The sequence below is a fragment of the Streptococcus mitis genome (genome assembly GCF_002096735.1).
In the GTDB taxonomy this organism is placed as follows: Bacteria; Bacillota; Bacilli; order Lactobacillales; family Streptococcaceae; genus Streptococcus; species Streptococcus mitis_CZ.
In genome coordinates this window covers 58,111-84,886 of record NZ_NCVC01000016.1, presented here as the reverse complement: position 1 = coordinate 84,886, position 26,776 = coordinate 58,111, and the positions used below count along the sequence as shown (strand labels likewise).

Below are 26,776 nucleotides of genomic sequence, written 5' to 3'. Positions count from 1 at the left end.
TGCTCTTTGATTTTCATTGAGTATAAATAAATACTTCAAAGCCTGCAAAAATCTGAAACTTCTAAGGACAATTTGATATAATAGTAAAAAGAACTCGATTGAAGGAGGAAATGATGTCGGTTTTAGTAAAAGAAGTGATTGAAAAGCTTAGACTAGACATTGTCTATGGCGAACCAGAATTACTTGAAAAGGAAATTAATACCGCGGACATTACGCGACCTGGTCTTGAAATGACAGGCTATTTTGACTACTACACTCCAGAGCGAATCCAGCTCTTGGGAATGAAGGAGTGGTCCTATCTCGTTTCGATGTCCTCTCACAACCGTTACCAAGTCTTGAAAAAAATGTTTCTACCTGAGACACCTGCGGTTATTGTTGCCCGTGGTTTGGTGGTTCCGGAGGAAATGTTAAAGGCAGCCAGAGAATGTAAGATTGCCATTTTAACCAGTCGTACAGCAACCAGTCGTTTATCTGGAGAGTTATCTAGTTATCTGGATTCACGTTTAGCAGAACGGACCAGTGTGCACGGTGTCTTGATGGATATCTATGGTATGGGTGTCTTGATTCAGGGCGATAGTGGCATCGGTAAGAGCGAGACGGGTCTAGAGCTTGTCAAACGTGGTCACCGCTTGGTAGCTGATGACCGTGTCGATATCTTTGCCAAGGATGAGATTACTCTTTGGGGTGAACCAGCTGAAATCTTGAAACACTTGATTGAAATTCGTGGGGTTGGGATTATCGATGTTATGAGCCTCTACGGTGCGAGTGCGGTCAAGGATTCTTCACAAGTCCAGCTGGCTGTTTACTTGGAAAATTATGATACGCATAAGACCTTTGATCGCCTTGGAAACAATGCAGAGGAAATAGAAATTTCTGGCGTAGGCATTCCTCGTATCCGCATTCCAGTTAAAACAGGTCGTAATATCTCTGTCGTGATTGAGGCTGCTGCCATGAATTATCGTGCCAAGGAAATGGGCTTTGATGCGACGCGTTTGTTCGAAGAACGCTTGACAAATCTTATTGCTCAAAACGAGGTGCCTAATGCTTGATCCAATTGCTATTCATCTAGGCCCTCTAGCCATTCGTTGGTATGCCTTGTGTATTGTGACAGGCTTGATTCTTGCGGTTTATTTGACCATGAAAGAAGCGCCTAGAAAGAAAATTATACCAGACGATATTTTAGATTTTATCTTGATAGCCTTTCCTCTGGCTATTTTAGGAGCTCGTCTCTACTATGTCATTTTCCGTTTTGATTACTATAGTCAGAACTTGGGAGAAATTTTTGCCATTTGGAATGGTGGTTTGGCCATTTACGGTGGTTTGATAACTGGGGCTCTTGTACTCTATATTTTTGCTGATCGTAAACTCATCAATACTTGGGATTTTCTAGATATTGCGGCGCCTAGCGTCATGATTGCCCAAAGTTTGGGGCGCTGGGGCAATTTCTTTAACCAAGAAGCTTATGGTGCAGCAGTGGATAATCTGGATTATCTACCTGGCTTTATCCGTGACCAGATGTATATTGAGGGGAGCTACCGTCAGCCGACCTTCCTTTATGAGTCTTTATGGAATCTACTTGGATTTGCCTTGATTCTGATATTCAGACGAAAATGGAAGAGTCTTAGACGAGGTCATATCACTGCTTTCTATTTGATTTGGTATGGTTTCGGTCGTATGGTCATCGAAGGTATGCGGACAGATAGTCTCATGTTCTTTGGTCTTCGAGTGTCTCAATGGCTATCAGTTGTCCTTATCGGTCTTGGTATTTTTATCATTCTATATCAAAATCGAAAGAAGGCCCCTTACTATATTTCAGAGGAGGAAAACTAAATGTTAGAAGTTGCATATATTCTTGTAGCCCTTGCTTTGATTGTATTTTTAGTGTATTTAATCATTACTGTACAAAAGCTTGGACGTGTTATCGATGAAACAGAGAAGACGATTAAAACCTTGACTTCAGATGTGGATGTGACCTTGCATCATACCAATGAATTGCTGGCTAAGGTCAATGTCTTGGCAGATGATATCAATGTCAAGGTGGCAACGATTGATCCACTCTTTAGTGCAGTGGCAGATTTATCTCTATCTGTTTCAGACCTCAATGACCATGCGCGTGTCTTGAGCAAGAAAGCTTCTTCAGCTGGTTCAAAAACACTTAAGACTGGTGCAAGTTTGTCAGCTCTTCGTGTAGCAAGTAAATTTTTCAAAAAATAAAAAAGGAGAATTCTTATGGGTAAACTATCCTCAATCCTTTTAGGAACCGTTTCAGGTGCAGCTCTCGCCTTGTTTTTAACAAGCGACAAGGGCAAACAAGTTTGCAGTCAGGCTCAAGATTTTCTAGATGATTTGAGAGAAGATCCTGAGTATGCCAAGGAGCAGGTCTGTGAAAAACTGACAGAAGTCAAGGAGCAGGCTACAGATTTTGTTCTTAAAACTAAAGAACAGGTTGAGTCAGGTGAAATCACTGTGGACAGTGTCCTTTCTCAAGCCAAATCATGTGTTCGTCAAGCGACAGAAGCATCAAAAGATCAATTCAATAATCTCAAGGAGCAATGGCAAGAAAAGGCTGAAACTCTTGATGAATCAGAAGAGATTGTTATTGACATAACAGAAGAATAAACCATCACCATCTCTGGACGGACTATGTATCTGGGGATGGTGTTTTTTTTCTCGTAGCCGGTCTTTGTGGTATAATAATTACTATGCAGAAAAAACCAACGTCAGCCTATGTGCACATCCCGTTTTGTACCCAGATTTGTTATTATTGTGACTTTTCAAAAGTTTTTATCAAGAATCAGCCGGTAGATAGTTATTTGGAACATCTGTTAGAAGAGTTTCAATCTTATGATATTCAAAAGTTGAGAACCCTCTATATCGGTGGTGGCACACCGACAGCTTTGTCAGCTTCTCAACTGGAGGTGTTATTGAAGGGCTTGACTAAAAACTTGGACTTGTCTTTCTTAGAAGAGTTGACCATTGAAGCCAATCCAGGCGACTTGGATGCAGATAAGATAGCTGTTTTGAAAAACTCGGCTGTCAATCGTGTTTCGCTAGGTGTGCAAACCTTTGACGACAAAATGCTGAAAAAGATTGGGCGCAGTCATTTGGAGAAGGATATTTATGAAAATATCGACCGCCTGAAACTGGCTGGTTTTGACAACATCTCCATTGATTTGATTTATGCGCTGCCTGGCCAGACCATGGAGCAGGTCAAGGAAAATGTGGCTAAGGCCATTGGGCTGGATATTCCCCATATGAGTTTGTATAGCTTGATTTTGGAAAATCATACGGTCTTTATGAACCGTATGCGACGAGGGAAATTGCCTCTGCCTAAGGAGGAACTGGAAGCTGAGATGTTTGAGTACATCATTGCAGAGCTGGAGCGAGCTGGTTTTGAGCATTATGAGATTTCCAATTTCTCAAAGCCTGGTTTTGAAAGTCGCCACAACCTCATGTACTGGGACAATGCTGAATACTATGGCATCGGTGCTGGGGCATCTGGTTATGTCAATGGGGTGCGCTATAAGAATCATGGTCCCATTCGTCATTATCTAAATGCGGTTGAGGAAGGCAATGCGCGCATCACAGAAGAGCACCTGAGTCAAAAGGAGCAAATGGAAGAAGAAATGTTCCTGGGGCTTCGCAAGAAATCAGGAGTCTCCATGGCGCGATTTGAGGAAAAATTTGGAAGATCTTTTGATGGACTTTATGGAGAAATTGTCAAGGACTTGGTTCAACAAGGTCTCATGCAAATAGAGGGTGACCGCGTGCGCATGACAAAGAGAGGTCTCTTTTTAGGAGACACTGTAGCAGAACGATTTATTTTGGAGTAGGATGATGGGCTTAACTTATCAAATGAAAATGAAAATTCCTTTTGATATGGCTGATATGAACGGTCATATCAAGCTTCCAGATGTGATTTTGCTATCCCTGCAAGTTTCAGGGATGCAGTCGATTGAGTTAGGAGTTAGTGATAAGGCCATTTTGGAAGACTATAATCTGGTCTGGATTATCACAGAATACGATATTGAGGTGGTTCGTTTGCCTCGCTTTGCGGAAGAAATTACCATCGAAACGGAAGCTTTGAGCTACAATCGACTTTTTTGCTACCGTCGCTTTACTATTTATGATGAAGAGGGATGGGAACTCATCCACATGATGGCGACCTTTGTTCTCATGGATCGAGATAGTCGAAAAGTCCATGCTGTCGAACCTGAGATTGTGGCTCCTTACCAGTCTGATTTTGATAAAAAGATCATCCGTGGACCAAAGTATGAGTCCTTGAACGAGCCAATTAGCAAGGATTACCATGTTCGTTTTTACGATTTGGATATGAATGGTCATGTCAATAACAGTAAATACTTGGACTGGATTTTTGAAGTGATGGGAGCAGATTTTTTGACCCAGTATATTCCCAAGAAAATCAACCTCAAGTATGTAAAGGAAGTTCGACCAGGTGGGGTGATTACATCGGCTGTTGAACGGTCTGGACTGGAAAGCAAACATGAGATTACAAGCGACGGTGCTACCAATGCCCAAGCTATCATCACTTGGCAAGAAATGAAGAAGGATTAGGAAGAAATAGATGAAATATAAAGGCTATTTAATTGATTTAGACGGAACCATTTATAAGGGGAAAGACAGAATTCCAGCAGGAGAGGCTTTTGTCCACGAATTGCAAAAGCGAGACATCCCCTATCTCTTTGTGACTAACAATACAACCCGCACTCCAGAGAGTGTTCAGGAGATGTTGGCTCAGAATTTTAATATTGATACGCCTCTATCGACTGTCTACACAGCGACTTTGGCGACTATCGACTATATGAACGACTTGGGGCTTGAAAAGACAGTATATGTCATCGGAGAATCAGGGCTCAAGGAAGCCATCAAGGCGGCTGGATATGTGGAAGACAAGGAAAATCCTGCCTATGTGGTAGTAGGGCTGGACTGGCAAGTCGACTATGAAAAATTTGCGACAGCAACTCTAGCTATTCAAAAGGGTGCCCACTTTATCGGAACCAACCCTGACCTCAACATCCCGACAGAACGAGGGCTTTTGCCAGGTGCTGGTTCACTGATTACGCTACTTGAAGTAGCAACACGAGTGAAGCCTGTTTATATTGGAAAACCAAATGCTATCATTATGGACAAGGCGGTTGAGCACTTAGGTTTGGAACGTGAAGAGTTGATTATGGTTGGAGATAACTATTTGACTGATATTCGAGCTGGGATTGATAATGGCATTCCAACGCTCTTGGTGACGACAGGTTTTACCAAGGCAGAAGAAGTAGCAGACCTACCAATCGCACCGACTCATGTGGTTTCTAGTCTTGCGGAGTGGAACTTTGATGAAAACTAAACTGACCTTTTGGAGCTCTATGCTTTTTCTCCTCTCCCTCTCAATCCTTTTGACCATTTATTTGGCTTGGATTTTTTATCCGCTGGATATTCAGTGGTTGAACTTAACGGATAGGGTCTATTTAAAACCAGAAACTATTCAGTACAACTTTCATATCTTGATGAATTACCTGACCAATCCTTTTAGTCAGGTCTTAGAGATGCCAGATTTTCGTTCGTCAGCAGCTGGTCTGCACCACTTTGCGGTGGTCAAGGACCTCTTTCACCTAGTTCAATTAGTTGCCCTTGTGACACTACCAAGCTTCTATTTCTTTGTCAATAAGATTGTTAAAAAGGGATTTTTATCTTTATTTAGTAAGGGACTTCTGACTCTAGTGGTCTTGCCTTTGCTGATTGGGCTTGGGGGAGTGTTGATTGGTTTTGACCAATTCTTTACTCTTTTCCATCAAATTCTCTTTGTGGGAGATGATACCTGGCTTTTTGACCCAGCCAAGGATCCAGTTATTTTAATTTTACCAGAGACCTTCTTCCTTCACGCCTTCCTCCTCTTTTTTGCCCTCTATGAAAGCTTCTTTGGTTTTCTATACCTGAAAAGTCGTAGGAAATAATACTAAAGATGTTCTTATTTTGAGTAAATAAGTTAGGTATATGATTCGAAACTATTGTCAAGAGTGAATTAACTAAATCTACCTTACCTCAATCGTTCGCAAACAGTCTATTTTTCTTGAAAAAATAGGCTTTTTTTCTAAAAATCTCTAGTCAAGCGCTTTATTTTTTTGTATAATAGAACTAGCAAAGTATAGATAAGAAGAGAAAAGCATGATTACACTATTTCTATCACCGAGCTGTACTTCATGTCGTAAGGCAAAGGCCTGGTTAGAAAAACATAAGGTTCCCTTTGAGGAACACAATATTATGACCAGTCCTTTAACAAGAAAAGAATTGCAACACATTCTTTCCTTGACCGAAAATGGTACTGATGACATCATTTCAACTCGTTCAAAAATTTTTCAAAAATTAGATATTGATGTAGAAAGTATTTCGGTATCAGAATTGCTTCATTTGATTGAGCAGTATCCTAGTCTTTTGCGTCGTCCAATTATTATCGATGCCAAACGTATGCAGATCGGTTTTAATGAAGATGAGATTCGTGCTTTTCTCCCTCGTAGTTACCGTAAGCAAGAACTAAAAGAAGCAAGAATGAGAGCTGGTATTAGTTAATGAACAAACAGTATAGTTACCCACTAGATTTGTCGTGGAGCACTGAAGAACTTGCTTCAGTGCTTTCTTTTTTTAATGATGTTGAAGCTGCCTATGAAGACAAGGTAGAGGCTAAAAAGCTATTGGACTCCTATAAGGGATTCAAATTGGTTGTGCCAAGCAAGAGCGAAGAGAAACGTTTGGGACGAGAATTTGAAACGGTTAGTGGCTATTCGCTTTACCGAGCAGTTCAGGCTGCCAAGGAAAAAGGGGAAGGAAAGATTTCTCTTGGAAAGTAAATTTGAATTTGCTAAAGAGCTAATTAAGAAAGCAGGCCAGTACATCCTTGACCACATGCAGGAAGACTTGCAGGTTGAGACCAAGTCCTCTCCTACAGACTTGGTGACCAGACTGGACAAGGAAGTTCAGGAACTCTTGGTTAGTGAGATTTTATCCCGTTATCCTGAGGATAAGATTTGTGCTGAAGAGGGCTGTTTGCGTGCTTCGGTGAAAGAGGGCAAGGTGTGGATCATTGATCCCATTGATGGTACCAATAATTTTGTAGCCCAGCAGGAAGATTTTGCTGTCATGATGGCTTATTTTGAAAATGGTCAGGGCCAGTTTGGTTTGATTTATGATGTGGTCAAGGGGGATTGTTATCACGGTGGTGGTAAGTTTCCAGTCTGCCGAAATGATCAGCCCCTAGCTCCCTTTAAAGCCAAACCACTTGGAGATTTTCTCATTGCAGGAAATAGTGGTATGCTGGAAACCAATGAATGGGGGCTGGCTGATTTGAGCCGAGCGGTTCTTGGTGTTCGTGTCTATGGCAGTGCGGCCATTAGTTTTGCCAAGATATTGTCAGGGCATTTATTGACCTATGTCACCTATCTGCAACCATGGGATTATGCTGCTGCTAGTATTTTAGGGGAAAGTCTGGGCTATCGGGTGGTGACCCTTTCTGGTGAAGCTCTTGATTTTCAAACCAGACAGCCAGTCATGATGGTGCCTCTTGAGATGCAGGAGGAAATTCAGTCCTATATTTACGAAAGGAAAAGAACTTAAATGCAATTTCCAGAAGGATTTGTTGAAAAATATGAAGGGATACTAGGAGATGAGGCAAGAGATTTTCTTGCCTCTTTTGAGGAGGAAGCGGTTTCGGCTTTTCGGGTCAATCCTTTAAAAGAAGCTCAAGCTTCATTTTCTGATCCTATTCCTCAAACCCCTTGGGGACATTATGGGAAGGTTTCAGGAAAATCGCCTGAGCATGCTACTGGTTTAGTTTATTCGCAAGAACCCGCTGCTCAAATGGTAGCTCAGGTAGCCCAACCCAGTCCTGGAATGAAGGTCTTGGATCTGGCTGCTGCGCCTGGTGGTAAATCAACTCAACTGGCAGCCTATCTAGCAGGAGAGGGTCTCCTTGTTTCCAACGAAATCTCAAGCAAAAGAGCTAAGATTTTGGTTGAAAACATGGAGCGCTTTGGAGCGACAAATGTCGTAGTGACCAATGAATCTGCTGACCGCTTGGCCAAGGTCTTTGAAGGTTATTTTGACCTCATTGTCCTTGATGCCCCTTGCTCTGGTGAAGGAATGTTCCGTAAGCAACCAGACGCTATGGATTATTGGAGTCTCGATTATCCGAGCCAATGTGCTAGCTTACAAAGAGAAATTCTGGCAGATGCGGTGACCATGTTAGCTGAAGGTGGTCGTCTGGTTTATTCGACTTGTACCTGGGCACCTGAGGAAAATGAAGAAATAGTCAATTGGCTACTGGAAGAGTATGATTTTGACTTGTTGCCAGTTGAACATATCAATGGAATGGTAGCTGGGATTGACCTGCCAGAAACAGCTCGGATGTACCCTCATCATTTTAAGGGAGAGGGCCAGTTTGTAGCCCATCTACAGTTTAAAGGTGAAAATCCAGCCCCTAAATTTAAGGCAAGTAAGAGCAATCTCAGCCGTGAGCAAGTTGACTTGTGGCAGGAATTTGTCCAAAATCACTTGAAGGTTAATTTACCGGGTATCTTGCAGACTTTTGGAGATCAGCTTTATTTATTGCTAGAACTCTTGCCAGATCTAGGGAAGCTCAAGATTGCTCGCAATGGTCTGCATCTGGGTACCTTTAAGAAGAAACGCTTTGAGCCCAGTTTCGCTCTTGGCTTAGCCTTGAAACCGAGTCAGGTCAAGCAGTCGGTTGAAATTGACCAAGAAGCGTTTGTAAAGTATGCGGCTGGAGAAACCGTTCAGCTGGCGGAAAGTCTGCCAAATGGTTGGTACCAAGTTTTGGTTCAGGGCAATGGTTTGGGCTTTGGAAAGGTGACTGGAAATGTTTTGAAAAATTATTTTCCAAAAGGCCTCAGATTCAAGTGAAAATGCTAGTCAAAGTAGCTTGTCTATGTTATAGTGGAGGTATGGATTTTTTTCAAATTGTCTTTCATTTTAAGTCAAAATTGGTGGGCAAGGTAACTGAGCAAATGACTAGTAAAACTAAGCAAAGAACTTCAGTTGGCTCCCAATTTTCAAAAGAAAAACATAAATAAATAGTTGAAAAAATTCACAGCATTCACCATTATTTTCAAGGAGAAAAACAGTGAAAAAAAGGAAAAAACTCGCTCTATCCCTTGCGGCTCTTTTGCTAGCAGGTTCTTTGGCGGGATGTGCTAGCTGGATTGATCGTGGGGAATCCATGACAGCTGTTGGTTCAACGGCTCTTCAGCCTTTGGTCGAAGCAGCAGCAGATGAATTTGGCTCTCTGCACGTTGGGAAAACAGTCAACGTCCAAGGTGGAGGATCTGGTACAGGTCTGTCTCAGGTTCAGTCTGGAGCCGTTGATGTAGGAAATTCAGACGTATTTGCCGAGGAAAAAGACGGTATCAACGCATCCGCTCTAGTGGACCATAAGGTAGCCGTAGCTGGCTTGGCAGTCATTGTAAATAAGGAAGTTGATGTTGAAAATCTGACAACTGAACAACTCCGTAGCATCTTCACAGGTCAAGTGACCAACTGGAAAGAAGTCGGTGGGAAAGACCTAGCCATTTCCATTATCAACCGCGCGGCAAGTTCTGGTTCACGTGCAACTTTTGATAGTGTTATCATGGATGGTCAATCTGCCGTGCAGAGTCAAGAACAGGATTCAAATGGGATGGTCAAAAACATTGTTTCCCAGACACCAGGAGCCATTTCTTACCTAGCCTTTGCCTATGTAGATGACTCTGTCAAACGCATGAAATTGAACGGCTATGAACCGATTGCAGAAAATGTTACAAGCAATAACTGGCCTTTGTGGTCTTATGAACACATGTACACCCTAGGTCAACCAAATGAATTGGTGGCAGAATTCCTCAACTTTGTCCTCTCAGATGAAGCGCAAAGTGGAATCGTTAAGGGGATGGGCTATATTTCTGTTAAGGAAATGAAGGTTGAAAAAGATGCTGTAGGAACGGTGACAGCACTAGAAGGGAGTCAATAATGAATCAAGAAGAATTAGCTAAAAAATTACTTTCTCCCTCAAAGAACTCTCGTCTAGAGAAATTAGGAAAAGGCTTGACCTTTGCCTGTCTGTCTTTGATTGTTATCATTGTGGCCATGATTTTGATTTTCGTAGCCCAAAAAGGTTTGTCGACCTTCTTTGTAAATGGGGTTAATATCTTTGATTTCCTTTTTGGCCAAACTTGGAATCCTTCAGGTAAACAATTTGGTGCCCTTCCCATGATTTTGGGTTCCTTTATTGTCACAATTCTGTCAGCTCTTATCGCAACTCCTTTTGCCATCGGTGCGGCAGTCTTTATGACTGAAGTTTCACCAAAAGGTGCTAGAATCTTGCAACCAGCCATTGAATTGCTAGTCGGGATTCCTTCAGTCGTCTATGGATTTATTGGTTTGCAGGTCGTAGTTCCTTTTGTCCGTAGTGTCTTTGGTGGAACTGGTTTTGGGATCTTGTCAGGGATTTTCGTTCTCTTTGTCATGATTTTACCGACGGTAACCTTTATGACAACCGATAGTTTGCGTGCGGTGCCTCGTCACTACCGTGAAGCTAGTTTGGCTATGGGAGCCACTCGCTGGCAAACCATCTGGCGCGTGACCTTGAAGGCGGCGCGTTCAGGGATTTTTACTGCGGTGGTCTTTGGGATGGCTCGTGCCTTTGGTGAGGCCTTGGCCATTCAGATGGTGGTCGGAAACTCAGCCGTTGTCCCAACTTCATTGACAACACCTGCTGCGACCTTGACCTCTGTTTTGACCATGGGTATCGGAAATACCGTTATGGGAACAGTTGACAATAACGTTCTCTGGTCATTGGCCTTAGTCTTGCTCTTGATGAGTTTGGCCTTCAACAGTGTGATTAAATTGATTACGAAAGAAAGAGGAAAGAAAAACTATGCACGCTAAGAAATTAGATAAACTTGCAACAGCTGTCCTCTACTCGATTGCAGGAATTATTGTTGCCATCCTGGCATCCTTGATTCTTTATATCTTGGTTCGTGGTTTGCCCCACATCTCTTGGTCTTTCTTGACTGGCAAATCATCTTCTTACCAAGCAGGCGGAGGGATTGGAATTCAGCTCTATAATTCCTTCTTCCTTCTGGTTATTACCTTGATTATCTCTGTGCCCTTGTCTATGGGGGCTGGGATTTTCCTAGCTGAATATGCTAAAAAAGGTCCTGTAACCAACTTTGTCAGAACCTGTATTGAAATCTTGTCTTCACTCCCATCAGTGGTTGTGGGTCTCTTTGGTTACTTGATCTTTGTAGTTCAGTTTGAGTATGGATTTTCAATCATTTCAGGTGCCTTGGCCTTGACAGTCTTTAACCTGCCTCAGATGACTCGTAATGTTGAGGACAGTTTGAAACACGTTCACCATACGCAGCGTGAGGCCGGCTTAGCCCTTGGAATTTCTCGTTGGGAGACTGTGGTCCATGTGGTCATTCCAGAAGCCCTTCCAGGTATTGTGACTGGGGTCGTCTTAGCTTCTGGTCGTATCTTTGGTGAGGCAGCTGCTCTTATCTATACAGCAGGACAATCCGCTCCAGCCCTTGACTGGTCTAACTGGAATATTCTCAGTGTTACCAGTCCAATTTCCATCTTCCGTCAAGCAGAAACCTTGGCTGTCCACATCTGGAAAGTCAATAGCGAAGGAACCATTCCTGATGGCACCATCGTATCAGCAGGTTCTGCAGCCGTGCTCCTCATCTTTATCCTCATCTTTAACTTTGGAGCTCGCAAACTCGGAAGCTACCTACATAAGAAATTAACCGCTGCCTAAAGGAGAAGCCATGTCAAAATATAATTGGGATGAAAAGCATATCATCACCTTTCCTGAAGAGAAAGTGGCCCTCTCTACTAAGGATTTACATGTTTACTACGGTAAAAAAGAATCCATTAAGGGCATCGGTATGCAATTTGAAAAAAATAAAATTACAGCCTTAATTGGCCCATCTGGATCAGGAAAATCAACCTACCTCCGCAGTCTCAATCGCATGAATGATACTATTGATATTGCCAAGGTAACAGGTCAAATTCTCTATCAAGGGATTGATGTCAACCGCCCAGAAATCAATGTTTATGAGATGCGCAAGCACATCGGAATGGTCTTCCAACGCCCAAATCCCTTTGCCAAGTCTATCTACCGCAATATCACTTTTGCCCATGAACGTGCAGGTGTTAAGGACAAGCAAGTTTTGGATGAAATTGTGGAAACTTCTCTCCGTCAGGCTGCTCTTTGGGACCAGGTCAAAGACGATTTGCACAAGTCGGCCTTGACCCTATCAGGTGGTCAGCAGCAACGTCTCTGTATCGCTCGCGCTATCTCTGTTAAACCAGATATCCTCTTGATGGATGAGCCTGCGTCTGCCTTGGATCCGATTGCGACAGCCCAGCTGGAAGAAACCATGCTAGAATTGAAGAAGGATTTCACTATCATCATCGTAACCCACAGTATGCAACAGGCTGCGCGTGCTAGTGACTACACAGGATTTTTCTACTTGGGTGACTTGATCGAGTACGATAAGACCTCTAATATTTTCCAAAATGCCAAACTACAGTCAACCAATGACTACGTAACAGGACACTTTGGATAGAAAGGAAACAGTATGACAGAAGCGATTTTACAGGTATCAGACCTGTCCGTTTACTACAATCAAAAAAAGGCCTTGAATAGTGTTTCCCTATCTTTCCAATCTAAGGAAATTACAGCCTTGATTGGTCCATCTGGATCAGGGAAATCAACCCTCCTCAAGGCTATCAACCGCATGGGAGATCTTAATCCAGAAGTGACCACAACTGGTTCAGTGGTTTATAATGGCCACAACATCTATAGTCCTCGTACAGATACAGTTGAATTGCGTAAGGAAATCGGTATGGTTTTCCAACAGCCCAACCCCTTCCCTATGTCTATCTACGAAAATGTTGTCTACGGACTTCGTATCAATGGAGTGAAGGACAAGCAGGTTCTGGACGAGGCGGTAGAAAAAGCCTTGCAACGTGCTTCTATCTGGGATGAGGTAAAGGATCACCTACATGATTCAGCTATCGGGCTTTCAGGTGGACAACAGCAACGTGTCTGTGTTGCCCGTGTCTTGGCAACCAGTCCTAAAATCATTCTCTTGGATGAACCGACTTCAGCTCTGGACCCTATCTCGGCTGGTAAGATTGAGGAAACCTTGTATGGTTTAAAAGATAAATACACCATGCTCTTGGTTACGCGTTCCATGCAACAAGCCTCTCGTATTTCTGACAAGACAGGATTTTTCCTAGATGGAGATCTGATCGAGTTTAACGATACCAAGAAGATGTTCCTCAGCCCACAACACAAGGAAACAGAAGATTATATTTCAGGAAAATTTGGATAAGGAGATAAATGATGTTACGTTCTCAATTTGAAGAAGATTTAGAGAAATTGCACAACCAGTTCTATGCTATGGGACAAGAAGTGCTATCCCAAATCAATCGTACGGTGCGTGCCTTTGTTACGCATGACCGCGATTTGGCCAAGGAAGTCATCGAAGACGATGCAGAAGTAAACGAATACGAAGTGAAATTGGAGAAGAAATCATTTGAAATGATTGCCCTTCAACAACCCGTTTCTCAGGACTTGCGTACTGTTCTAACAGTCCTAAAAGCCGTATCTGACTTGGAACGTATGGGTGACCATGCCGTTTCTATTGCCAAAGCGGCAATTCGTATGAAGGGGGAGCAACGTATCCCAGCTGTTGAAGAAGAAATCAAGAGAATGGGGCGCGATGTCAAGAACTTCGTTGAAGCAGCCCTTGAACTCTATCTCAATGGTTCAGTAGACCAGGCCTATGAAGTAGCAGCCATGGATGAAAAAATCAACCATTACTTTGATAGCATTCGTGATTTGGCTACAGAAGAAATCAAGAAAAATCCAGATGCCATCGTTACAGGTCGTGATTATTTCCAAGTGATTGCTTTCTTGGAACGTATTGGAGACTATGCTAAAAATATCTGTGAATGGGTTGTTTACTTTGAAACAGGTAAGATTGTCGAACTATAAAATAGATTTATTCTGTATAAAAAGGAGCTCGAAATCAACTGACAGCTCCTTTTCTTGAATGAAAAAAATATTTTTAAGATAAAAATTCAAAAAACACTTGACAAGCAACTTGGATAGCGTTATAATTATACAAAATTAACAGAGAGGTTGTTTATTTATGAAATCAAAAAAATGGATATTTGTTTTATGTAGCTTTCTTGCAAGTTTCTTCTTAGTGGCTTGCCAGTCGGATTCTAACGGTTCTCAGTCAGCTGTTGAGGCCATTAAGCAAAAGGGGAAATTAGTTGTGGCGACTAGTCCTGACTATGCACCTTTTGAATTCCAATCCTTAGTTGACGGAAAAAACCAGGTAGTCGGTGCTGATATTGATATGGCCCAAGCTATCGCTGATGAACTTGGGGTGAAGTTGGAAATTTCAAGCATGAGTTTTGACAATGTCTTGACCAGTCTTCAAACTGGTAAGGCTGACCTAGCGGTTGCAGGAATTAGCGCTACTGATGAGAGAAAAGAAGTATTTGATTTTTCAATTCCTTACTATGAAAACAAGATTAGTTTCTTAGTTCGTAAGTCTGATGTAGAAAAATACAAGGATTTAACTAGCCTTGAAAGTGCTAATATTGCAGCCCAAAAAGGGACTGTTCCAGAATCTATGGTCAAGGAACAATTGCCAAAAGCACAGCTGACTTCCCTAACCAATATGGGAGAAGCAGTCAATGAATTGCAGGCTGGAAAAGTAGATGCTGTTCATATGGATGAGCCTGTTGCCCTTAGTTATGCTGCTAAAAACGCGGACCTAGCTGTCGCAACTGTCAGCTTGAAGATGAAGGACGGCGAAGCTAATGCAGTTGCCCTTAGAAAAAATAGTGCTGATTTGAAAGAAGTGGTGGACAAGGTTATCCAAAAACTTAAGGATGACGGTACCTACCAAAAATATCTTGAAAAGGCGGCAAGCCTAACAGAAGTTGAACAATAAGAAAAAAGCAGAGTTGGAAGTTATTCCAATTCTGCTTTTAAATAGTTTAAAACATTTTCCAGATTTTCTAAGGACACCTTAGCAAATTGATAAGGGCAGGCATCCAAGTATGCCTCTTCAAAGAAGTCCAATTTCAGTTGGCTGTGTTTGAGACTGGCGATTTTAGGATACTGTCTCAGGTCTAGCAATACACCATCGTGTAGGGGAAAATGAGGAAGGGGACAAGGTGTTTTAGCTAGTCTTTCCTCGATTTGTTTTTGGTAAGCTTCCTGATTGGATAAGCGAGTTAGCCGATTTTTCTCAAATAATTGACTGTCAATATAGAGTGACAGGGCCTTTTGCATGATGAGGTTGCTGTCGTAGTCTAGGATATTTTTGTAGGCCACAAAGGCTTCTTTGATAGCATTTGGCAGAATGAGTGCCGTAATCCGCAGGGCTGGAAAGAGGCTGGTTGAGAAGGACTTGATATAAATGACGCGCTCCTCTGTATCCAGATAGTGGAAGGTCTGGCCCTTTTTAGAGTCCAAATCCCCCAGATAGTCGTCCTCTACGATATAAACACCATACTTGGCAGCTAAGTCAAGAATAGCTCGTTTTTCCTGCTCTGAATAGGAATGCCCCAGAGGATAGTGAAAACGAGGAATGGTATAGAAAAACTTAATTTTTCCAGTCTTGAAGTGGCCTTCCAGCTCTTCCAAGTCAATCCCATCAATGCCTCGTTCAATCGTTTGATAGTCCAGACCTTGAGCAATCAAGAGGCGATTCATCCGATGGTAGGTCGGCTGTTCCACCAAGATTTCCTTGGCTTGGCTAGGAAAGGATATTTGAGAAAGAATAAACAAGGCTTGTTGGGTTCCAGAAGTCAGTACCAGTTGGTCAGCCTTGCAGTAGAGAGCTTGGTCAAAGAGGAGTTTATGAATGGATTGTCTTAAGTCTTCTAATCCTTCTTGGTTATCATAGTAGTTGAAGAGGTAGTTTTCCCGGCCAATCAAGGTTTCATTGACACAGAGTCGGAAATCGTCATAGGCACTGGCATGTTCGTCAGTGACTTCGATTTCTAGATCCTGGTGTTGCCCTTGTTCTAGGACATAGTAGCCACTCTGGGGCTTGGCATAGAGGTATTGTTCGTGCCGTAATTCCAGAAGGGCTCTCTGAATGGTGTCCTTGCTACAGTGAAAGTCAAGGCTCAGTTGACGGATAGAAGGCAGGCGGCTACCCGTTGGAAAGCGTCCAGACTCGATACTATTTTTCAGATAAGCTACGACCTCTTGGTACTTGCTTTGTTTCTTCATTCCAGACCTCCCTTGATTTTGTTACATTGTACCTTTTTTTTTCTTTCTTGGCAATGTCTAGTGTGATTCTCTCGTTCACATCTAGGGGCAAATGTGGTATACTTAGGAGTAAGATTTATAGAATAACAGACAAGAAAGTGAATGGATAAGAACGTGCAGGAACCAGTAAAATTATTTCAATACAATACCCTTGGAGCCTTGATGGCTGGCCTTTATGGTGGGACCATGACAGTGGGAGAATTGCTAGAGCATGGTGACCTTGGTTTGGGAACCTTGGATTCCATTGATGGAGAATTGATTGTCTTGGATGGCAAGGCTTATCAGGCCAAAGGATCAGGAGACCAGCCAGAGATTGTGGAGGTGTCACCAGATGCCCTTATTCCTTATGCAGCAGTAGTACCGCACCAGGCAGAGGTCATTTTCCGCCAGCGCTTTGAGATGACAGACAAGGAATTGGAAGAACGAATCGAGTCTTATTATGATGGGGAAAATCTTTTCCGCTCTATCAAGATTCGTGGGGAATTTTCACATATGCATGTGCGCATGATTCCCAAGTCAACACCAGAGACCAAGTTTGCTGATGTTGCAACCCATCAGCCTGAATATCGTCGTGACAATGTCGCAGGAACCATCGTTGGTTTCTGGACGCCAGAGATTTTCCATGGAGTTAGTGTGGCAGGCTACCATCTGCACTTCATTTCAGATGATTTGACCTTCGGTGGACATGTCATGGACTTTGTCATTAAGGAAGGCATTGTCGAGGTGGGAGCGGTTGACCAGTTGGACCAACGTTTCCCAGTCCAAGACCGTCAATACTTGTTTGCTAAGTTCAATGTTGACGAGATGAAAAAAGATATTGAAAAGGCGGAATAGGAGAAGAAAATGACCATTCATATTATCGTTACCATGGTGCTGTTGCTGGCTTTCTTGATAGGGAGCATTTGGTATGCCAAAAAGAAATACCAGATTAATCTAGCTGTCTTGGGCTTGGGGGCTGTTGCTTTCTTTGTCTCTTCACAGATTTTGGAAAAACTGGTGCATATCTTAGTTTTGCATCCTCAAAAAGACGGTAGTATTGCCCTCTTACAAGACCATCCGCTTGTCTATATCATCTATGGCCTAGCCATGGCAGCATTTTTTGAGGAAACTGCTCGTCTTATTTTCTTCAAATGGTTGGAGAAAAAGAGAAGTTTGGAAAAGGCAGATGCCTTGGCTTATGGATTGGGGCATGGTGGCTTGGAGTTGATTTTCCTAGGTCTTACTAGTTTGATTAATCTCTACATCGTTCTCTCAGCAGTTCAAACTCAGAATCCACAGGTCATGCAATTGCTGTCTGAAAATATGTTAAAAACCATTCAGTCACTTTCTGTCTGGCAGATTTATTTGCTTGGTTTTGAACGGATTCTGGCTCTAGGTTTCCAATTGCTTTTGACTGTTTGGGTTTACCAAGCTGTTCGCCAGAAGAAATGGATTTATCTCCTAGCAGCCTATGGCCTACATGCCTTCTTTGACCTGGCACCATCTCTAGCCCAAGTTGGCTGGCTTACAAGTCCAGTCTTAGTTGAAGTCATTCTACTAGTTGAACTGATCCTAGTTGCCTATGGAACCAAGGCTATCTTTTGCAAAAAATCATAAGAAAAAGGGGGAAACCTCTTTTTTTGTTTAAAATAAGCCCAAGATTTTTTTAGGGTCGTCAAATGGTCTTAAAAATGGTATAATGGAATGAATTTTGTAAAAGGAAGAGTGTCATGTCAGTAAAAGAAAACATGCTTGAAATCTTAGAAGGGATTGATATCCGTTTCAAAGAACCCTTGCATAGCTATAGTTATACAAAAGTAGGTGGAGAGGCCGATTATTTGGTCTTTCCACGAAATCGTTTTGAGTTGGCGCGCGTTGTCAAATTTGCCAATCAAGAAAATATCCCTTGGATGGTGCTGGGAAATGCTAGCAACATCATTGTTCGTGATGGTGGGATTCGTGGATTTGTTATCTTGTGTGACAAGCTCAATCATGTTTCCGTTGATGGCTATACCATCGAAGCTGAGGCTGGTGCTAACTTGATTGAAACAACTCGCATTGCCCTCCGTCATAGTTTGACTGGTTTTGAGTTTGCTTGTGGTATTCCTGGAAGTGTCGGTGGTGCTGTCTTTATGAATGCGGGTGCCTATGGTGGTGAGATTGCCCACATCTTACAGTCTTGTAAAATTTTGACCAAGGATGGAGAAATCGAGACCCTATCTGTAAAGGATTTGGCTTTTGGTTACCGCCATTCAGCTATTCAGGAGTCTGGTGCAGTTGTCTTGTCAGCTAAATTTGCCCTTGCTCCAGGAAGCCATCAGGTTATCAAGCAAGAAATGGATCGTTTGACGCATCTACGTGAACTCAAGCAACCTTTAGAATATCCATCTTGTGGTTCGGTCTTTAAGCGTCCAGTAGGTCATTTTGCAGGTCAATTAATTTCGGAAGCTGGCTTGAAAGGCTATCGTGTCGGTGGTGTTGAAGTCTCAGAAAAACACGCAGGTTTTATGATTAATGTTGCTGACGGAACGGCTAAAGACTACGAGGACTTGATTGAGTCTGTGATTGAAAAAGTCAAGGATCACTCAGGTGTCACCCTTGAGAGGGAAGTCCGTATTTTAGGTGAAAGCAAGTAGGAAGTTTTAGTTAAAAAGCTGCTGCTATGTCATGGAAAGGGGGTGAAAGCCTATCGTCAGTGCAGAAGAATGTAGGCAGTTCAATCTCCTACACGAGGTAGTAGTGGCCTGACAGAGCCCTGATCTGTTAATCTATGAAAAAGAAGGAATAAATGACAATTGAAAAAACCAATTATTGAATTCAAAAACGTCTCTAAAGTTTTTGAAGACAGCAACACCAAGGTTCTCAAAGACATCAACTTTGAGTTGGAAGAGGGGAAATTCTATACCCTTCTAGGCGCATCTGGTTCAGGAAAATCAACCATCCTAAACATTATTGCAGGTTTACTGGATGCGACGACAGGAGATATTTTGCTGGATGGTGTCCGTATCAATGACATCCCAACCAACAAGCGAGACGTCCATACGGTCTTCCAATCCTATGCCTTGTTTCCACATATGAATGTGTTTGAAAATGTTGCTTTTCCACTTCGCTTGCGTAAAATTGACAAGAAAGAAATTGAGCAACGCGTAGCGGAAGTTCTCAAGATGGTTCAGTTGGAAGGTTACGAAAAACGTTCCATCCGCAAACTTTCTGGAGGACAACGTCAGCGTGTGGCTATTGCCCGTGCCATTATCAACCAACCCCGTGTGGTTTTGTTGGACGAGCCTTTGTCAGCGTTGGACTTAAAATTACGAACAGATATGCAGTACGAACTGCGTGAACTGCAACAACGATTGGGAATCACCTTTGTTTTTGTTACTCACGATCAGGAAGAAGCTTTGGCTATGAGTGACTGGATTTTTGTCATGAATGATGGCGAGATTGTCCAGTCTGGAACACCAGTAGATATCTATGATGAGCCAATCAACCACTTTGTTGCCACCTTTATCGGTGAGTCAAATATCTTGCCAGGAATCATGATTGAGGACTACTTGGTTGAGTTCAACGGCAAACGCTTTGAAGCGGTCGATGGTGGGATGAAGCCAAATGAACCTGTTGAGGTCGTGATTCGTCCAGAGGACTTGCGGATTACCCTTCCTGAAGAAGGCAAGCTCCAAGTTAAGGTGGATACCCAGCTCTTCCGTGGGGTGCATTATGAAATTATCGCCTATGACAAGCTTGGAAATGAATGGATGATCCACTCGACTCGTAAGGCTATCGTGGGTGAGGAAATCGGTCTGGACTTTGAGCCAGAAGACATCCATATCATGCGTCTCAACGAAACCGAAGAAGAGTTCGATGCTCGTATCGAGGAGTACGTGGAAATCGAAGAGCAAGAAGCAGGTCTGATCAATGCAATCGAGGAGGAAAGAGATGAAGAAAACAAGCTCTAAACTCTTTGTAGTGCCCTACATGCTCTGGATTGCCCTCTTTGTGCTCGCACCCTTGGTCTTGATTTTCGGACAATCCTTTTTCAACATTGAAGGCCAGTTTAGTTTAGAAAACTATAGATCTTACTTTGCGTCACAAAACTTGACTTATCTCAAAATGAGTTTCAACTCTGTACTCTATGCAGGAATTGTGACCTTTGTGACCCTGCTTATCAGCTATCCAACAGCCTTCTTTTTGACCCGTCTCAAGCACCGTCAACTCTGGCTCATGTTGATTATCCTGCCTACCTGGATCAATTTGCTCCTTAAAGCCTATGCCTTTATCGGAATTTTTGGTCAGAATGGCTCTATTAACCAATTCTTGGAATTTATCGGAATCGGTTCGCAACAGTTGCTCTTTACCGATTTCTCCTTTATCTTTGTCGCAAGCTACATCGAGCTTCCCTTTATGATTTTGCCGATTTTCAATGTCTTGGATGATATGGATAATAACCTCATCAATGCCAGCTACGATCTAGGTGCGACCAAGTGGGAGACTTTCCGTCATGTCATCTTCCCTCTATCGATGAACGGTGTGAGAAGTGGGGTTCAGTCGGTCTTTATTCCAAGCTTGAGTCTCTTCATGCTGACCCGTTTGATTGGTGGGAACCGCGTTATTACACTGGGGACAGCCATTGAGCAGAACTTCCTGACAAATGACAACTACGGTATGGGTTCAACCATCGGTGTGATTCTCATCTTGACCATGTTCATTACCATGTGGGTGACCAAGGAAAGGAGAGAACGATGAAAAAATTTGCCAACCTTTATCTGGGACTGGTCTTTCTTGTCCTCTACCTGCCGATTTTTTACTTGATTGGCTACGCCTTTAACGCAGGTAACGACATGAATAGCTTTACAGGCTTTAGTTTGAGCCATTTTAAAACCATGTTTGGCGATGGTCGTCTCATGTTGATTGTGACTCAAACCTTTTTCTTGGCCTTCCTGTCAGCCTTGATAGCGACCATTATCGGGACTTTCGGCGCTATTTACATCTACCAGTCTCGTAAGAAATACCAAGAAGCCTTTCTTTCACTCAATAATATCCTCATGGTTGCGCCCGATGTTATGATTGGTGCCAGCTTCTTGATTCTCTTTACCCAACTCAAGTTTTCACTTGGCTTTTTGACTGTTCTATCTAGTCACGTAGCCTTCTCCATTCCTATCGTGGTCTTGATGGTCTTACCTCGACTCAAGGAAATGAATGGCGATATGATTCATGCGGCCTATGACCTTGGTGCCAGTCAATTTCAGATGTTCAAGGAAATCATGCTTCCTTACCTGACTCCGTCTATCATTGCAGGTTATTTCATGGCCTTCACCTATTCACTGGATGACTTTGCCGTGACCTTCTTTGTAACGGGAAATGGCTTTTCAACCCTATCAGTCGAGATTTACTCTCGTGCTCGCAAGGGGATTTCCTTAGAAATCAATGCCCTGTCTGCCCTCGTCTTTCTCTTTAGTATTATCCTGGTTGTTGGTTATTACTTTATCTCACGTGAGAAGGAGGAGCAAGCATGAAAAAACTCTATTCATTTTTAGCAGGAATTGTAGCCATTATCCTCGTCTTGTGGGGAATTGCGACGCATTTAGATAGTAAAATCAATAGCCGAGATAGTCAAAAACTGGTTATCTACAACTGGGGGGACTATATAGATCCTGAACTCTTGACTCAGTTCACAGAAGAAACAGGAATCCAAGTCCAGTACGAGACTTTTGACTCCAATGAAGCCATGTATACCAAGATCAAGCAGGGTGGAACGACCTACGATATTGCCATTCCTAGTGAATACATGATTAACAAGATGAAGGACGAAGACCTCTTGGTACCGCTTGATTATTCAAAACTTGAAGGTCTTGAAAATATCGGACCAGAGTTTCTCAACCAGTCCTTTGACCCAGGCAATAAATTCTCTATCCCTTACTTCTGGGGAACCTTAGGAATTGTCTACAATGAAACCATGGTAGATGAGGCTCCTGAGCATTGGGACGACCTCTGGAAACCAGAGTATAAGAACTCTATCATGCTCTTTGATGGGGCGCGTGAGGTATTGGGACTGGGTCTCAACTCCCTCGGCTACAGCCTCAACTCCAAGGATACCCAGCAGTTGGAAGAAACAGTGGACAAGCTCTATAAATTGACTCCAAATATCAAGGCCATCGTTGCCGACGAGATGAAGGGTTACATGATTCAGAATAACGCTGCTATCGGAGTGACCTTCTCTGGTGAAGCCAGCCAAATGCTAGAAAAAAATGAAAACCTACGCTATGTGGTACCGACTGAGGCCAGCAACCTTTGGTTTGACAATATGGTCATTCCAAAAACCGTGAAAAACCAAGATGCCGCCTATGCCTTTATCAATTTTATGTTGAAACCTGAAAATGCTCTCAAAAATGCAGAGTATGTCGGCTATTCAACTCCAAACCTACCAGCTAAGGAATTGCTCCCAGAGGAGAAAAAAGAAGACAAAGCCTTCTATCCAGATGCTGAAACCATGAAACACCTAGAAGTTTATGAGAAATTTGACCATAAATGGACAGGAAAATATAGCGACCTCTTCCTACAGTTTAAAATGTATCGGAAGTAGGAGTTAGCAGACACGAAACGAATCAGTCAAGCTGGTTCGTTTTTTAAAAAATAAAAGGCAATTTTCGTAACGGTATCTTTTTCTATGATAGTTGCTTATTTTCTTTCCCAGTAGTATACTAAGTTTAACCTTACAGAAAGCGGTAAGAAATAATGAAAATATCTACTTTTTTCAAAAAATTTTCTTGGCCAGCCTTTTTGACTGTTCAGCAAACTGTTATACTATTCTCTCTAAAGGATGGTTTGGATCGACAATACCTAACAACTGATTCCATACATTTGGTGATAGGGTTCTTTATATTTGTAAATATTTTCGAAGCTATCTTTAACAATTCAAAACTTTGGAATAAAAGTTGGGATAAAAAGAAAAATGGCAGTAAGAAAAAGTATATTCTGAAAAAGTAATCTGAGATGTAGGGAATTGGTCTGATTCAATGGAGAGGATTTCCAGTTGACGCAAGCATAAAAAAACGTTATAATAAGAAAGTTGAGAATTGATTTTCTGTTGTCTTAGTCCAGAGAAATGGCGGTGCTGCGAGCCATCTAAGCTAGGAAGTCATGCTACTCAATTTAACAATTGCATAAGAATAAGAGAATGACAAGTTCATTGAATGAAGGTGGTACCGCGGTTTTTCGCCCTTCGTGATATGAGCTTGTCTTTTAATTTTTGGAGGTGTTGATGAAAACATTTCTTGTCAAACAAAAGTTTCGTCTTGGAGGCGAACGCTTCGCTATCAAGGATGACAGGGGAGAAATCGCCTATCAGGTAGAGGGATCATTTTTTTAAGATTCCCAAAACTTTTACAATATATGATGCTAATGGTGAACAGGTCAGTCAGATCAGTAAAGAAATCTTGACCTTGCTACCTCGTTTTGAGATTCAGCTTCGGGATGGCTCGAGTTTTGTCATTCGTAAGAAGTTGACCTTCTGGCGAGATAAGTATGAGTTTGATAATCTGGGTCTTCGTATCGAGGGCAATATCTGGGATTTGAATTTCAAATTGCTGGATGATCGCGATCAGCTGATTACGGAAATTAAGAAGGAACTCTTCCATCTGACCTCTACCTATAATGTAAAGGTTCTTGAGGACGCTTATGCAGATCTAGTCATTTCCCTCTGTGTCGCGATTGACTATGTGGAAATGCTGGAAAGCCAATCACATTAAACAAGTAAATAAGGAGACAATATGAAACAACTATCTAGTGCACAAGTACGCCAAATGTGGCTTGATTTCTGGGCGACCAAAGGTCACTCAGTAGAACCATCAGTGAGCTTGGTTCCTGTAAATGACCCAACACTTTTGTGGATCAACTCTGGGGTAGCAACCCTTAAGAAATACTTTGACGGGACCATCATTCCTGAAAATCCACGTATTACCAATGCCCAAAAGGCTATCCGTACCAACGATATTGAAAACGTAGGGAAGACTGCGCGTCACCATACTATGTTTGAAATGTTGGGGAATTTCTCTATCGGTGATTACTTCCGTGACGAAGCCATCACTTGGGCTTATGAGCTTTTGACAAGCCCTGAATGGTTTGATTTCCCAGCTGAAAAACTTTACATGACCTACTATCCAGATGATAAAGATTCTTACAACCGCTGGATTGCAGTAGGAGTGGACCCAAGTCACTTGATTCCAATCGAGGACAACTTTTGGGAAATCGGTGCAGGACCTTCTGGACCAGATACAGAAATCTTCTTTGACCGTGGAGAAGCCTTTGACCCAGAAAATATCGGTATTCGCCTGCTTGCAGAAGATATCGAAAACGACCGTTACATCGAAATCTGGAACATCGTTTTGTCACAATTTAACGCAGATCCTGCTGTTCCTCGTAGCGAGTACAAGGAATTGCCACATAAGAACATTGATACGGGCGCTGGTTTGGAGCGTTTGGTAGCCGTTATCCAAGGGGCTAAGACTAACTTTGAAACGGACCTCTTCATGCCAATCATTCGTGAAGTGGAGAAATTGTCTGGTAAGGTCTATGACCAAGATGGCGACAACATGAGCTTTAAGGTTATCGCTGACCACATCCGTTCTCTTTCATTTGCCATCGGTGATGGTGCCCTTCCAGGAAATGAAGGTCGTGGTTATGTCCTTCGTCGTCTTCTCCGTCGTGCTTCTATGCATGGTCAAAAATTGGGTATCAACGAGCCTTTCCTTTACAAACTCGTTCCAACTGTTGGAAAAATCATGGAAAGCTACTATCCAGAAGTGCTTGAGAAACGTGACTTTATTGAGAAAATCGTTAAGAGCGAAGAAGAATCATTTGCGCGTACTCTTCACTCAGGTCAACACTTTGCCCAAGGCATCGTAGCAGACTTGAAAGAAAAAGGACAATCTGTCATTGCTGGTTCAGATGTATTTAAACTTTACGACACTTATGGATTCCCAGTTGAATTGACTGAAGAAATCGCTGAAGAAGCTGGTATGACCGTGGACCGTGAAGGCTTTGAAGCAGCTATGAAAGAACAGCAAGAACGCGCGCGTGCCTCAGCTGTCAAGGGTGGCTCAATGGGTATGCAAAATGAAACCCTTCAAAACATCACAGTGGAAAGTGTCTTCAACTACAATGCTAGCCAATTATCTTCTAAATTGGTGGCTATCGTGGCTGACAATGCAGAAGTAGAAGCTGTATCAGAAGGAACTGCCTCTCTTATCTTTGCAGAAACGCCATTCTATGCTGAAATGGGTGGACAGGTCGCTGACCATGGACAAATCTTGGATGAATCTGGTTCAGTTGTAGCTAAGGTGACAAATGTTCAGAAAGCACCAAACGGACAAGTCCTTCATACAGTTGAAGTTCTTGCACCGCTTGCCTTGAACCAAGAATATACCTTGGCAATTGATACAAATCGTCGTTACCGTGTTATGAAAAACCACACTGCGACTCACTTGCTTCACGCTGCCCTTCATAATATCCTTGGGAATCATGCAACACAAGCAGGTTCTCTTAACGAAGTTGAATTCCTTCGCTTTGACTTTACTCACTTCCAAGCAGTAACTGCTGAAGAATTGCGTGTGATTGAACAGCAAGTCAACGAGAAAATCTGGGAAGCTCTTGAAGTGAAGACAGTTGAAACAGATATTGACACTGCTAAAGAAATGGGAGCTATGGCCCTCTTTGGTGAGAAATACGGCAAAGAAGTCCGTGTTGTTACTATAGGTGACTACTCTATCGAGCTTTGTGGTGGTACCCACGTTGGCAACACTTCTGAAATTGGTCTTTTCAAGATTGTCAAAGAAGAAGGGATTGGATCAGGAACTCGCCGTATCTTGGCAGTGACTGGTAAGGAAGCCTTTGAAGCCTACCGTGAACAAGAAGATGCTCTTAAAGCAGTCGCAGCAACATTGAAAGCACCTCAAGTCAAGGAAGTACCTCACAAGGTAGAAGGACTTCAAGAACAACTTCGTCAATTGCAAAAAGAAAATGCTGAATTGAAAGAAAAGGCCGCAGCTGCAGCTGCAGGCGACATCTTCAAGGATGTGAAGGAAGTCAACGGTCACCGTTACATTGCTAGTCAAGTATCTGTATCTGACGCTGGTGCCCTTCGTACTTTTGCGGATAACTGGAAACAAAAAGACTACTCTGATCTTCTTGTCCTAGTTGCTGCTATCGGTGACAAGGTCAATGTCCTTGTAGCAAGTAAGACAAAAGACCTTCATGCAGGAAACCTTGTCAAAGAATTGGCACCAATCGTCGATGGACGTGGTGGTGGTAAACCAGACATGGCCATGGCGGGAGGAAGCAATCAAGCTAAAATCCAAGAATTGTTGGATGCAGTAGCAGGTAAATTGTAAGAAAATAAAGATCTATCCATTTGGGTAGGTCTTTTTGTGACTACAA

At 42.6% G+C, this 26,776-nt stretch carries 29 protein-coding genes and 1 pseudogene; 29 read left to right on the top strand and 1 reads right to left on the bottom strand.

The features are described 5' to 3' along the window. Nucleotides 1-113: 113 nt before the first annotated feature. From hprK to B7703_RS05750, 19 genes are all read left to right on the top strand, one after another. Nucleotides 114-1,049 (top strand): HPr(Ser) kinase/phosphatase, encoded by a 936-nt coding sequence (gene hprK / locus B7703_RS05840; protein WP_000115152.1) that lies wholly within the window; start codon nucleotides 114-116, stop codon nucleotides 1,047-1,049. Next, nucleotides 1,042-1,830 carry a prolipoprotein diacylglyceryl transferase gene (lgt, locus tag B7703_RS05835; protein ID WP_000886651.1) on the top strand — a complete coding sequence of 263 codons (789 nt, stop codon included), beginning with the start codon at nucleotides 1,042-1,044 and terminating at the stop codon, nucleotides 1,828-1,830. The genes hprK and lgt overlap by 8 nt, the downstream gene beginning before the upstream one ends. Continuing rightward, on the top strand, nucleotides 1,831-2,214 hold the full coding sequence (locus B7703_RS05830) for a DUF948 domain-containing protein (RefSeq protein WP_000895044.1): 384 nt from the start codon (nucleotides 1,831-1,833) through the stop codon (nucleotides 2,212-2,214). Nucleotides 2,215-2,229: 15 nt separating this feature from the next. Continuing rightward, nucleotides 2,230-2,619, top strand: coding sequence for a YtxH domain-containing protein (locus B7703_RS05825; RefSeq protein ID WP_000517384.1), 390 nt, complete (start codon nucleotides 2,230-2,232; stop codon nucleotides 2,617-2,619). An 83-nt stretch (nucleotides 2,620-2,702) separates the two neighbouring features. Then, complete coding sequence (gene hemW, locus B7703_RS05820; RefSeq protein WP_020903167.1) at nucleotides 2,703-3,833, top strand: radical SAM family heme chaperone HemW; 1,131 nt, start codon at nucleotides 2,703-2,705, stop codon at nucleotides 3,831-3,833. A 4-nt stretch (nucleotides 3,834-3,837) separates the two neighbouring features. Continuing rightward, the gene (locus B7703_RS05815) at nucleotides 3,838-4,575 is read left to right on the top strand and encodes an acyl-[acyl-carrier-protein] thioesterase (protein WP_070478453.1); all 738 of its coding nucleotides are present in this window, start codon (nucleotides 3,838-3,840) and stop codon (nucleotides 4,573-4,575) included. A gap of 10 nt (nucleotides 4,576-4,585) precedes the next feature. Then, entirely contained in the window at nucleotides 4,586-5,359 is a 774-nt protein-coding gene (locus B7703_RS05810) for a TIGR01457 family HAD-type hydrolase (RefSeq protein WP_000875447.1), read from the top strand. Further along, a complete protein-coding gene (locus tag B7703_RS05805) occupies nucleotides 5,349-5,966 on the top strand; it encodes a TIGR01906 family membrane protein (protein ID WP_033684906.1) in 618 nt (205 codons plus the stop codon). The genes B7703_RS05810 and B7703_RS05805 overlap by 11 nt, the downstream gene beginning before the upstream one ends. A 211-nt stretch (nucleotides 5,967-6,177) precedes the next feature. Continuing rightward, entirely contained in the window at nucleotides 6,178-6,579 is a 402-nt protein-coding gene (locus tag B7703_RS05800; RefSeq protein ID WP_000631254.1) for a Spx/MgsR family RNA polymerase-binding regulatory protein, read from the top strand. Further along, the gene (locus B7703_RS05795) at nucleotides 6,579-6,857 is read left to right on the top strand and encodes a UPF0223 family protein (protein WP_084923995.1); all 279 of its coding nucleotides are present in this window, start codon (nucleotides 6,579-6,581) and stop codon (nucleotides 6,855-6,857) included. Before B7703_RS05800 ends, B7703_RS05795 begins: the two co-directional genes overlap by 1 nt. Beyond that, complete coding sequence (locus B7703_RS05790; protein ID WP_084923994.1) at nucleotides 6,847-7,620, top strand: inositol monophosphatase family protein; 774 nt, start codon at nucleotides 6,847-6,849, stop codon at nucleotides 7,618-7,620. Before B7703_RS05795 ends, B7703_RS05790 begins: the two co-directional genes overlap by 11 nt. Further along, nucleotides 7,621-8,925, top strand: coding sequence for an RsmB/NOP family class I SAM-dependent RNA methyltransferase (locus B7703_RS05785; RefSeq protein WP_084923992.1), 1,305 nt, complete (start codon nucleotides 7,621-7,623; stop codon nucleotides 8,923-8,925). It begins immediately after the preceding gene. Nucleotides 8,926-9,145: 220 nt separating this feature from the next. Further along, nucleotides 9,146-10,024: a phosphate ABC transporter substrate-binding protein PstS family protein gene (locus B7703_RS05780; protein WP_084923991.1), complete on the top strand. Its 879-nt coding sequence runs from the start codon at nucleotides 9,146-9,148 to the stop codon at nucleotides 10,022-10,024. Continuing rightward, nucleotides 10,024-10,941, top strand: coding sequence for a phosphate ABC transporter permease subunit PstC (pstC, locus tag B7703_RS05775; RefSeq protein ID WP_001070903.1), 918 nt, complete (start codon nucleotides 10,024-10,026; stop codon nucleotides 10,939-10,941). The genes B7703_RS05780 and pstC overlap by 1 nt, the downstream gene beginning before the upstream one ends. Continuing rightward, entirely contained in the window at nucleotides 10,931-11,815 is an 885-nt protein-coding gene (gene pstA / locus B7703_RS05770; protein ID WP_004258489.1) for a phosphate ABC transporter permease PstA, read from the top strand. The genes pstC and pstA overlap by 11 nt, the downstream gene beginning before the upstream one ends. A gap of 10 nt (nucleotides 11,816-11,825) precedes the next feature. After that, nucleotides 11,826-12,629, top strand: a complete 804-nt coding sequence (gene pstB, locus B7703_RS05765; RefSeq protein ID WP_084923990.1) for a phosphate ABC transporter ATP-binding protein PstB — start codon at nucleotides 11,826-11,828, stop codon at nucleotides 12,627-12,629. Between the two features lie 12 nt (nucleotides 12,630-12,641). Then, nucleotides 12,642-13,400, top strand: coding sequence for a phosphate ABC transporter ATP-binding protein PstB (gene pstB / locus B7703_RS05760; RefSeq protein ID WP_084923988.1), 759 nt, complete (start codon nucleotides 12,642-12,644; stop codon nucleotides 13,398-13,400). Between the two features lie 11 nt (nucleotides 13,401-13,411). After that, nucleotides 13,412-14,065 (top strand): phosphate signaling complex protein PhoU, encoded by a 654-nt coding sequence (gene phoU / locus B7703_RS05755; protein ID WP_000946458.1) that lies wholly within the window; start codon nucleotides 13,412-13,414, stop codon nucleotides 14,063-14,065. A 157-nt stretch (nucleotides 14,066-14,222) separates the two neighbouring features. Further along, nucleotides 14,223-15,038, top strand: coding sequence for an ABC transporter substrate-binding protein (locus B7703_RS05750; protein WP_084923987.1), 816 nt, complete (start codon nucleotides 14,223-14,225; stop codon nucleotides 15,036-15,038). 20 nt (nucleotides 15,039-15,058) lie between these two features. Here the strand turns inward: B7703_RS05750 and B7703_RS05745 are convergent, their stop codons facing one another. After that, nucleotides 15,059-16,330, bottom strand: a complete 1,272-nt coding sequence (locus B7703_RS05745; protein WP_084923985.1) for an aminotransferase-like domain-containing protein — start codon at nucleotides 16,328-16,330, stop codon at nucleotides 15,059-15,061. A 141-nt stretch (nucleotides 16,331-16,471) separates the two neighbouring features. Between B7703_RS05745 and budA the strand changes: the two genes are divergently transcribed. The 10 genes and pseudogenes from budA (at nucleotide 16,472) to alaS (ending at nucleotide 26,730) form a co-directional block, all read left to right on the top strand. Further along, nucleotides 16,472-17,203: an acetolactate decarboxylase gene (gene budA / locus B7703_RS05740; protein ID WP_049547026.1), complete on the top strand. Its 732-nt coding sequence runs from the start codon at nucleotides 16,472-16,474 to the stop codon at nucleotides 17,201-17,203. A gap of 9 nt (nucleotides 17,204-17,212) precedes the next feature. After that, entirely contained in the window at nucleotides 17,213-17,965 is a 753-nt protein-coding gene (locus B7703_RS05735; protein WP_020901517.1) for a YhfC family intramembrane metalloprotease, read from the top strand. A gap of 113 nt (nucleotides 17,966-18,078) precedes the next feature. Then, complete coding sequence (gene murB, locus B7703_RS05730; protein WP_084923984.1) at nucleotides 18,079-18,984, top strand: UDP-N-acetylmuramate dehydrogenase; 906 nt, start codon at nucleotides 18,079-18,081, stop codon at nucleotides 18,982-18,984. Between the two features lie 159 nt (nucleotides 18,985-19,143). Next, nucleotides 19,144-20,301, top strand: coding sequence for an ABC transporter ATP-binding protein (locus B7703_RS05725; protein WP_084923982.1), 1,158 nt, complete (start codon nucleotides 19,144-19,146; stop codon nucleotides 20,299-20,301). Next, nucleotides 20,282-21,088, top strand: a complete 807-nt coding sequence (locus B7703_RS05720; protein ID WP_084923981.1) for an ABC transporter permease — start codon at nucleotides 20,282-20,284, stop codon at nucleotides 21,086-21,088. Before B7703_RS05725 ends, B7703_RS05720 begins: the two co-directional genes overlap by 20 nt. Further along, nucleotides 21,085-21,858 carry an ABC transporter permease gene (locus B7703_RS05715; protein ID WP_000712740.1) on the top strand — a complete coding sequence of 258 codons (774 nt, stop codon included), beginning with the start codon at nucleotides 21,085-21,087 and terminating at the stop codon, nucleotides 21,856-21,858. Before B7703_RS05720 ends, B7703_RS05715 begins: the two co-directional genes overlap by 4 nt. After that, nucleotides 21,855-22,925, top strand: a complete 1,071-nt coding sequence (locus tag B7703_RS05710) for an ABC transporter substrate-binding protein (protein ID WP_000737964.1) — start codon at nucleotides 21,855-21,857, stop codon at nucleotides 22,923-22,925. The genes B7703_RS05715 and B7703_RS05710 overlap by 4 nt, the downstream gene beginning before the upstream one ends. A 152-nt stretch (nucleotides 22,926-23,077) precedes the next feature. Next, nucleotides 23,078-23,329, top strand: a complete 252-nt coding sequence (locus B7703_RS10080) for a hypothetical protein (RefSeq protein WP_084923979.1) — start codon at nucleotides 23,078-23,080, stop codon at nucleotides 23,327-23,329. Between the two features lie 274 nt (nucleotides 23,330-23,603). Then, nucleotides 23,604-24,090: pseudogene (locus B7703_RS05700) on the top strand (LURP-one-related/scramblase family protein). Nucleotides 24,091-24,111: 21 nt separating this feature from the next. Further along, on the top strand, nucleotides 24,112-26,730 hold the full coding sequence (alaS, locus tag B7703_RS05695; protein ID WP_084923978.1) for an alanine--tRNA ligase: 2,619 nt from the start codon (nucleotides 24,112-24,114) through the stop codon (nucleotides 26,728-26,730). The last annotated feature ends 46 nt before the right edge of the window (nucleotides 26,731-26,776 follow it).

What these genes read in the sequence shown, in the direction of transcription:
- B7703_RS05810 (WP_000875447.1), top strand. Translation starts at nt 4,586, where the DNA reads ATGAAATATAAAGGCTATTTAATTGATTTAGACGGAACCATTTATAAG.
- B7703_RS05830 (WP_000895044.1), top strand. Translation starts at nt 1,831, where the DNA reads ATGTTAGAAGTTGCATATATTCTTGTAGCCCTTGCTTTGATTGTATTT.
- phoU (WP_000946458.1), top strand. Translation starts at nt 13,412, where the DNA reads ATGTTACGTTCTCAATTTGAAGAAGATTTAGAGAAATTGCACAACCAG.
- pstB (WP_084923990.1), top strand. Translation starts at nt 11,826, where the DNA reads ATGTCAAAATATAATTGGGATGAAAAGCATATCATCACCTTTCCTGAA.
- lgt (WP_000886651.1), top strand. Translation starts at nt 1,042, where the DNA reads ATGCTTGATCCAATTGCTATTCATCTAGGCCCTCTAGCCATTCGTTGG.
- B7703_RS05805 (WP_033684906.1), top strand. Translation starts at nt 5,349, where the DNA reads ATGAAAACTAAACTGACCTTTTGGAGCTCTATGCTTTTTCTCCTCTCC.
- B7703_RS05720 (WP_084923981.1), top strand. Translation starts at nt 20,282, where the DNA reads ATGAAGAAAACAAGCTCTAAACTCTTTGTAGTGCCCTACATGCTCTGG.
- hemW (WP_020903167.1), top strand. Translation starts at nt 2,703, where the DNA reads ATGCAGAAAAAACCAACGTCAGCCTATGTGCACATCCCGTTTTGTACC.
- B7703_RS05735 (WP_020901517.1), top strand. Translation starts at nt 17,213, where the DNA reads ATGACCATTCATATTATCGTTACCATGGTGCTGTTGCTGGCTTTCTTG.
- murB (WP_084923984.1), top strand. Translation starts at nt 18,079, where the DNA reads ATGTCAGTAAAAGAAAACATGCTTGAAATCTTAGAAGGGATTGATATC.
- B7703_RS05750 (WP_084923987.1), top strand. Translation starts at nt 14,223, where the DNA reads ATGAAATCAAAAAAATGGATATTTGTTTTATGTAGCTTTCTTGCAAGT.
- B7703_RS05715 (WP_000712740.1), top strand. Translation starts at nt 21,085, where the DNA reads ATGAAAAAATTTGCCAACCTTTATCTGGGACTGGTCTTTCTTGTCCTC.
- budA (WP_049547026.1), top strand. Translation starts at nt 16,472, where the DNA reads ATGGATAAGAACGTGCAGGAACCAGTAAAATTATTTCAATACAATACC.
- pstB (WP_084923988.1), top strand. Translation starts at nt 12,642, where the DNA reads ATGACAGAAGCGATTTTACAGGTATCAGACCTGTCCGTTTACTACAAT.
- pstC (WP_001070903.1), top strand. Translation starts at nt 10,024, where the DNA reads ATGAATCAAGAAGAATTAGCTAAAAAATTACTTTCTCCCTCAAAGAAC.
- B7703_RS05795 (WP_084923995.1), top strand. Translation starts at nt 6,579, where the DNA reads ATGAACAAACAGTATAGTTACCCACTAGATTTGTCGTGGAGCACTGAA.
- B7703_RS05825 (WP_000517384.1), top strand. Translation starts at nt 2,230, where the DNA reads ATGGGTAAACTATCCTCAATCCTTTTAGGAACCGTTTCAGGTGCAGCT.
- hprK (WP_000115152.1), top strand. Translation starts at nt 114, where the DNA reads ATGTCGGTTTTAGTAAAAGAAGTGATTGAAAAGCTTAGACTAGACATT.
- alaS (WP_084923978.1), top strand. Translation starts at nt 24,112, where the DNA reads ATGAAACAACTATCTAGTGCACAAGTACGCCAAATGTGGCTTGATTTC.
- B7703_RS05800 (WP_000631254.1), top strand. Translation starts at nt 6,178, where the DNA reads ATGATTACACTATTTCTATCACCGAGCTGTACTTCATGTCGTAAGGCA.
- B7703_RS10080 (WP_084923979.1), top strand. Translation starts at nt 23,078, where the DNA reads ATGAAAATATCTACTTTTTTCAAAAAATTTTCTTGGCCAGCCTTTTTG.
- B7703_RS05710 (WP_000737964.1), top strand. Translation starts at nt 21,855, where the DNA reads ATGAAAAAACTCTATTCATTTTTAGCAGGAATTGTAGCCATTATCCTC.
- B7703_RS05785 (WP_084923992.1), top strand. Translation starts at nt 7,621, where the DNA reads ATGCAATTTCCAGAAGGATTTGTTGAAAAATATGAAGGGATACTAGGA.
- pstA (WP_004258489.1), top strand. Translation starts at nt 10,931, where the DNA reads ATGCACGCTAAGAAATTAGATAAACTTGCAACAGCTGTCCTCTACTCG.
- B7703_RS05745 (WP_084923985.1), bottom strand. Translation starts at nt 16,330, where the DNA reads ATGAAGAAACAAAGCAAGTACCAAGAGGTCGTAGCTTATCTGAAAAAT.
- B7703_RS05815 (WP_070478453.1), top strand. Translation starts at nt 3,838, where the DNA reads ATGGGCTTAACTTATCAAATGAAAATGAAAATTCCTTTTGATATGGCT.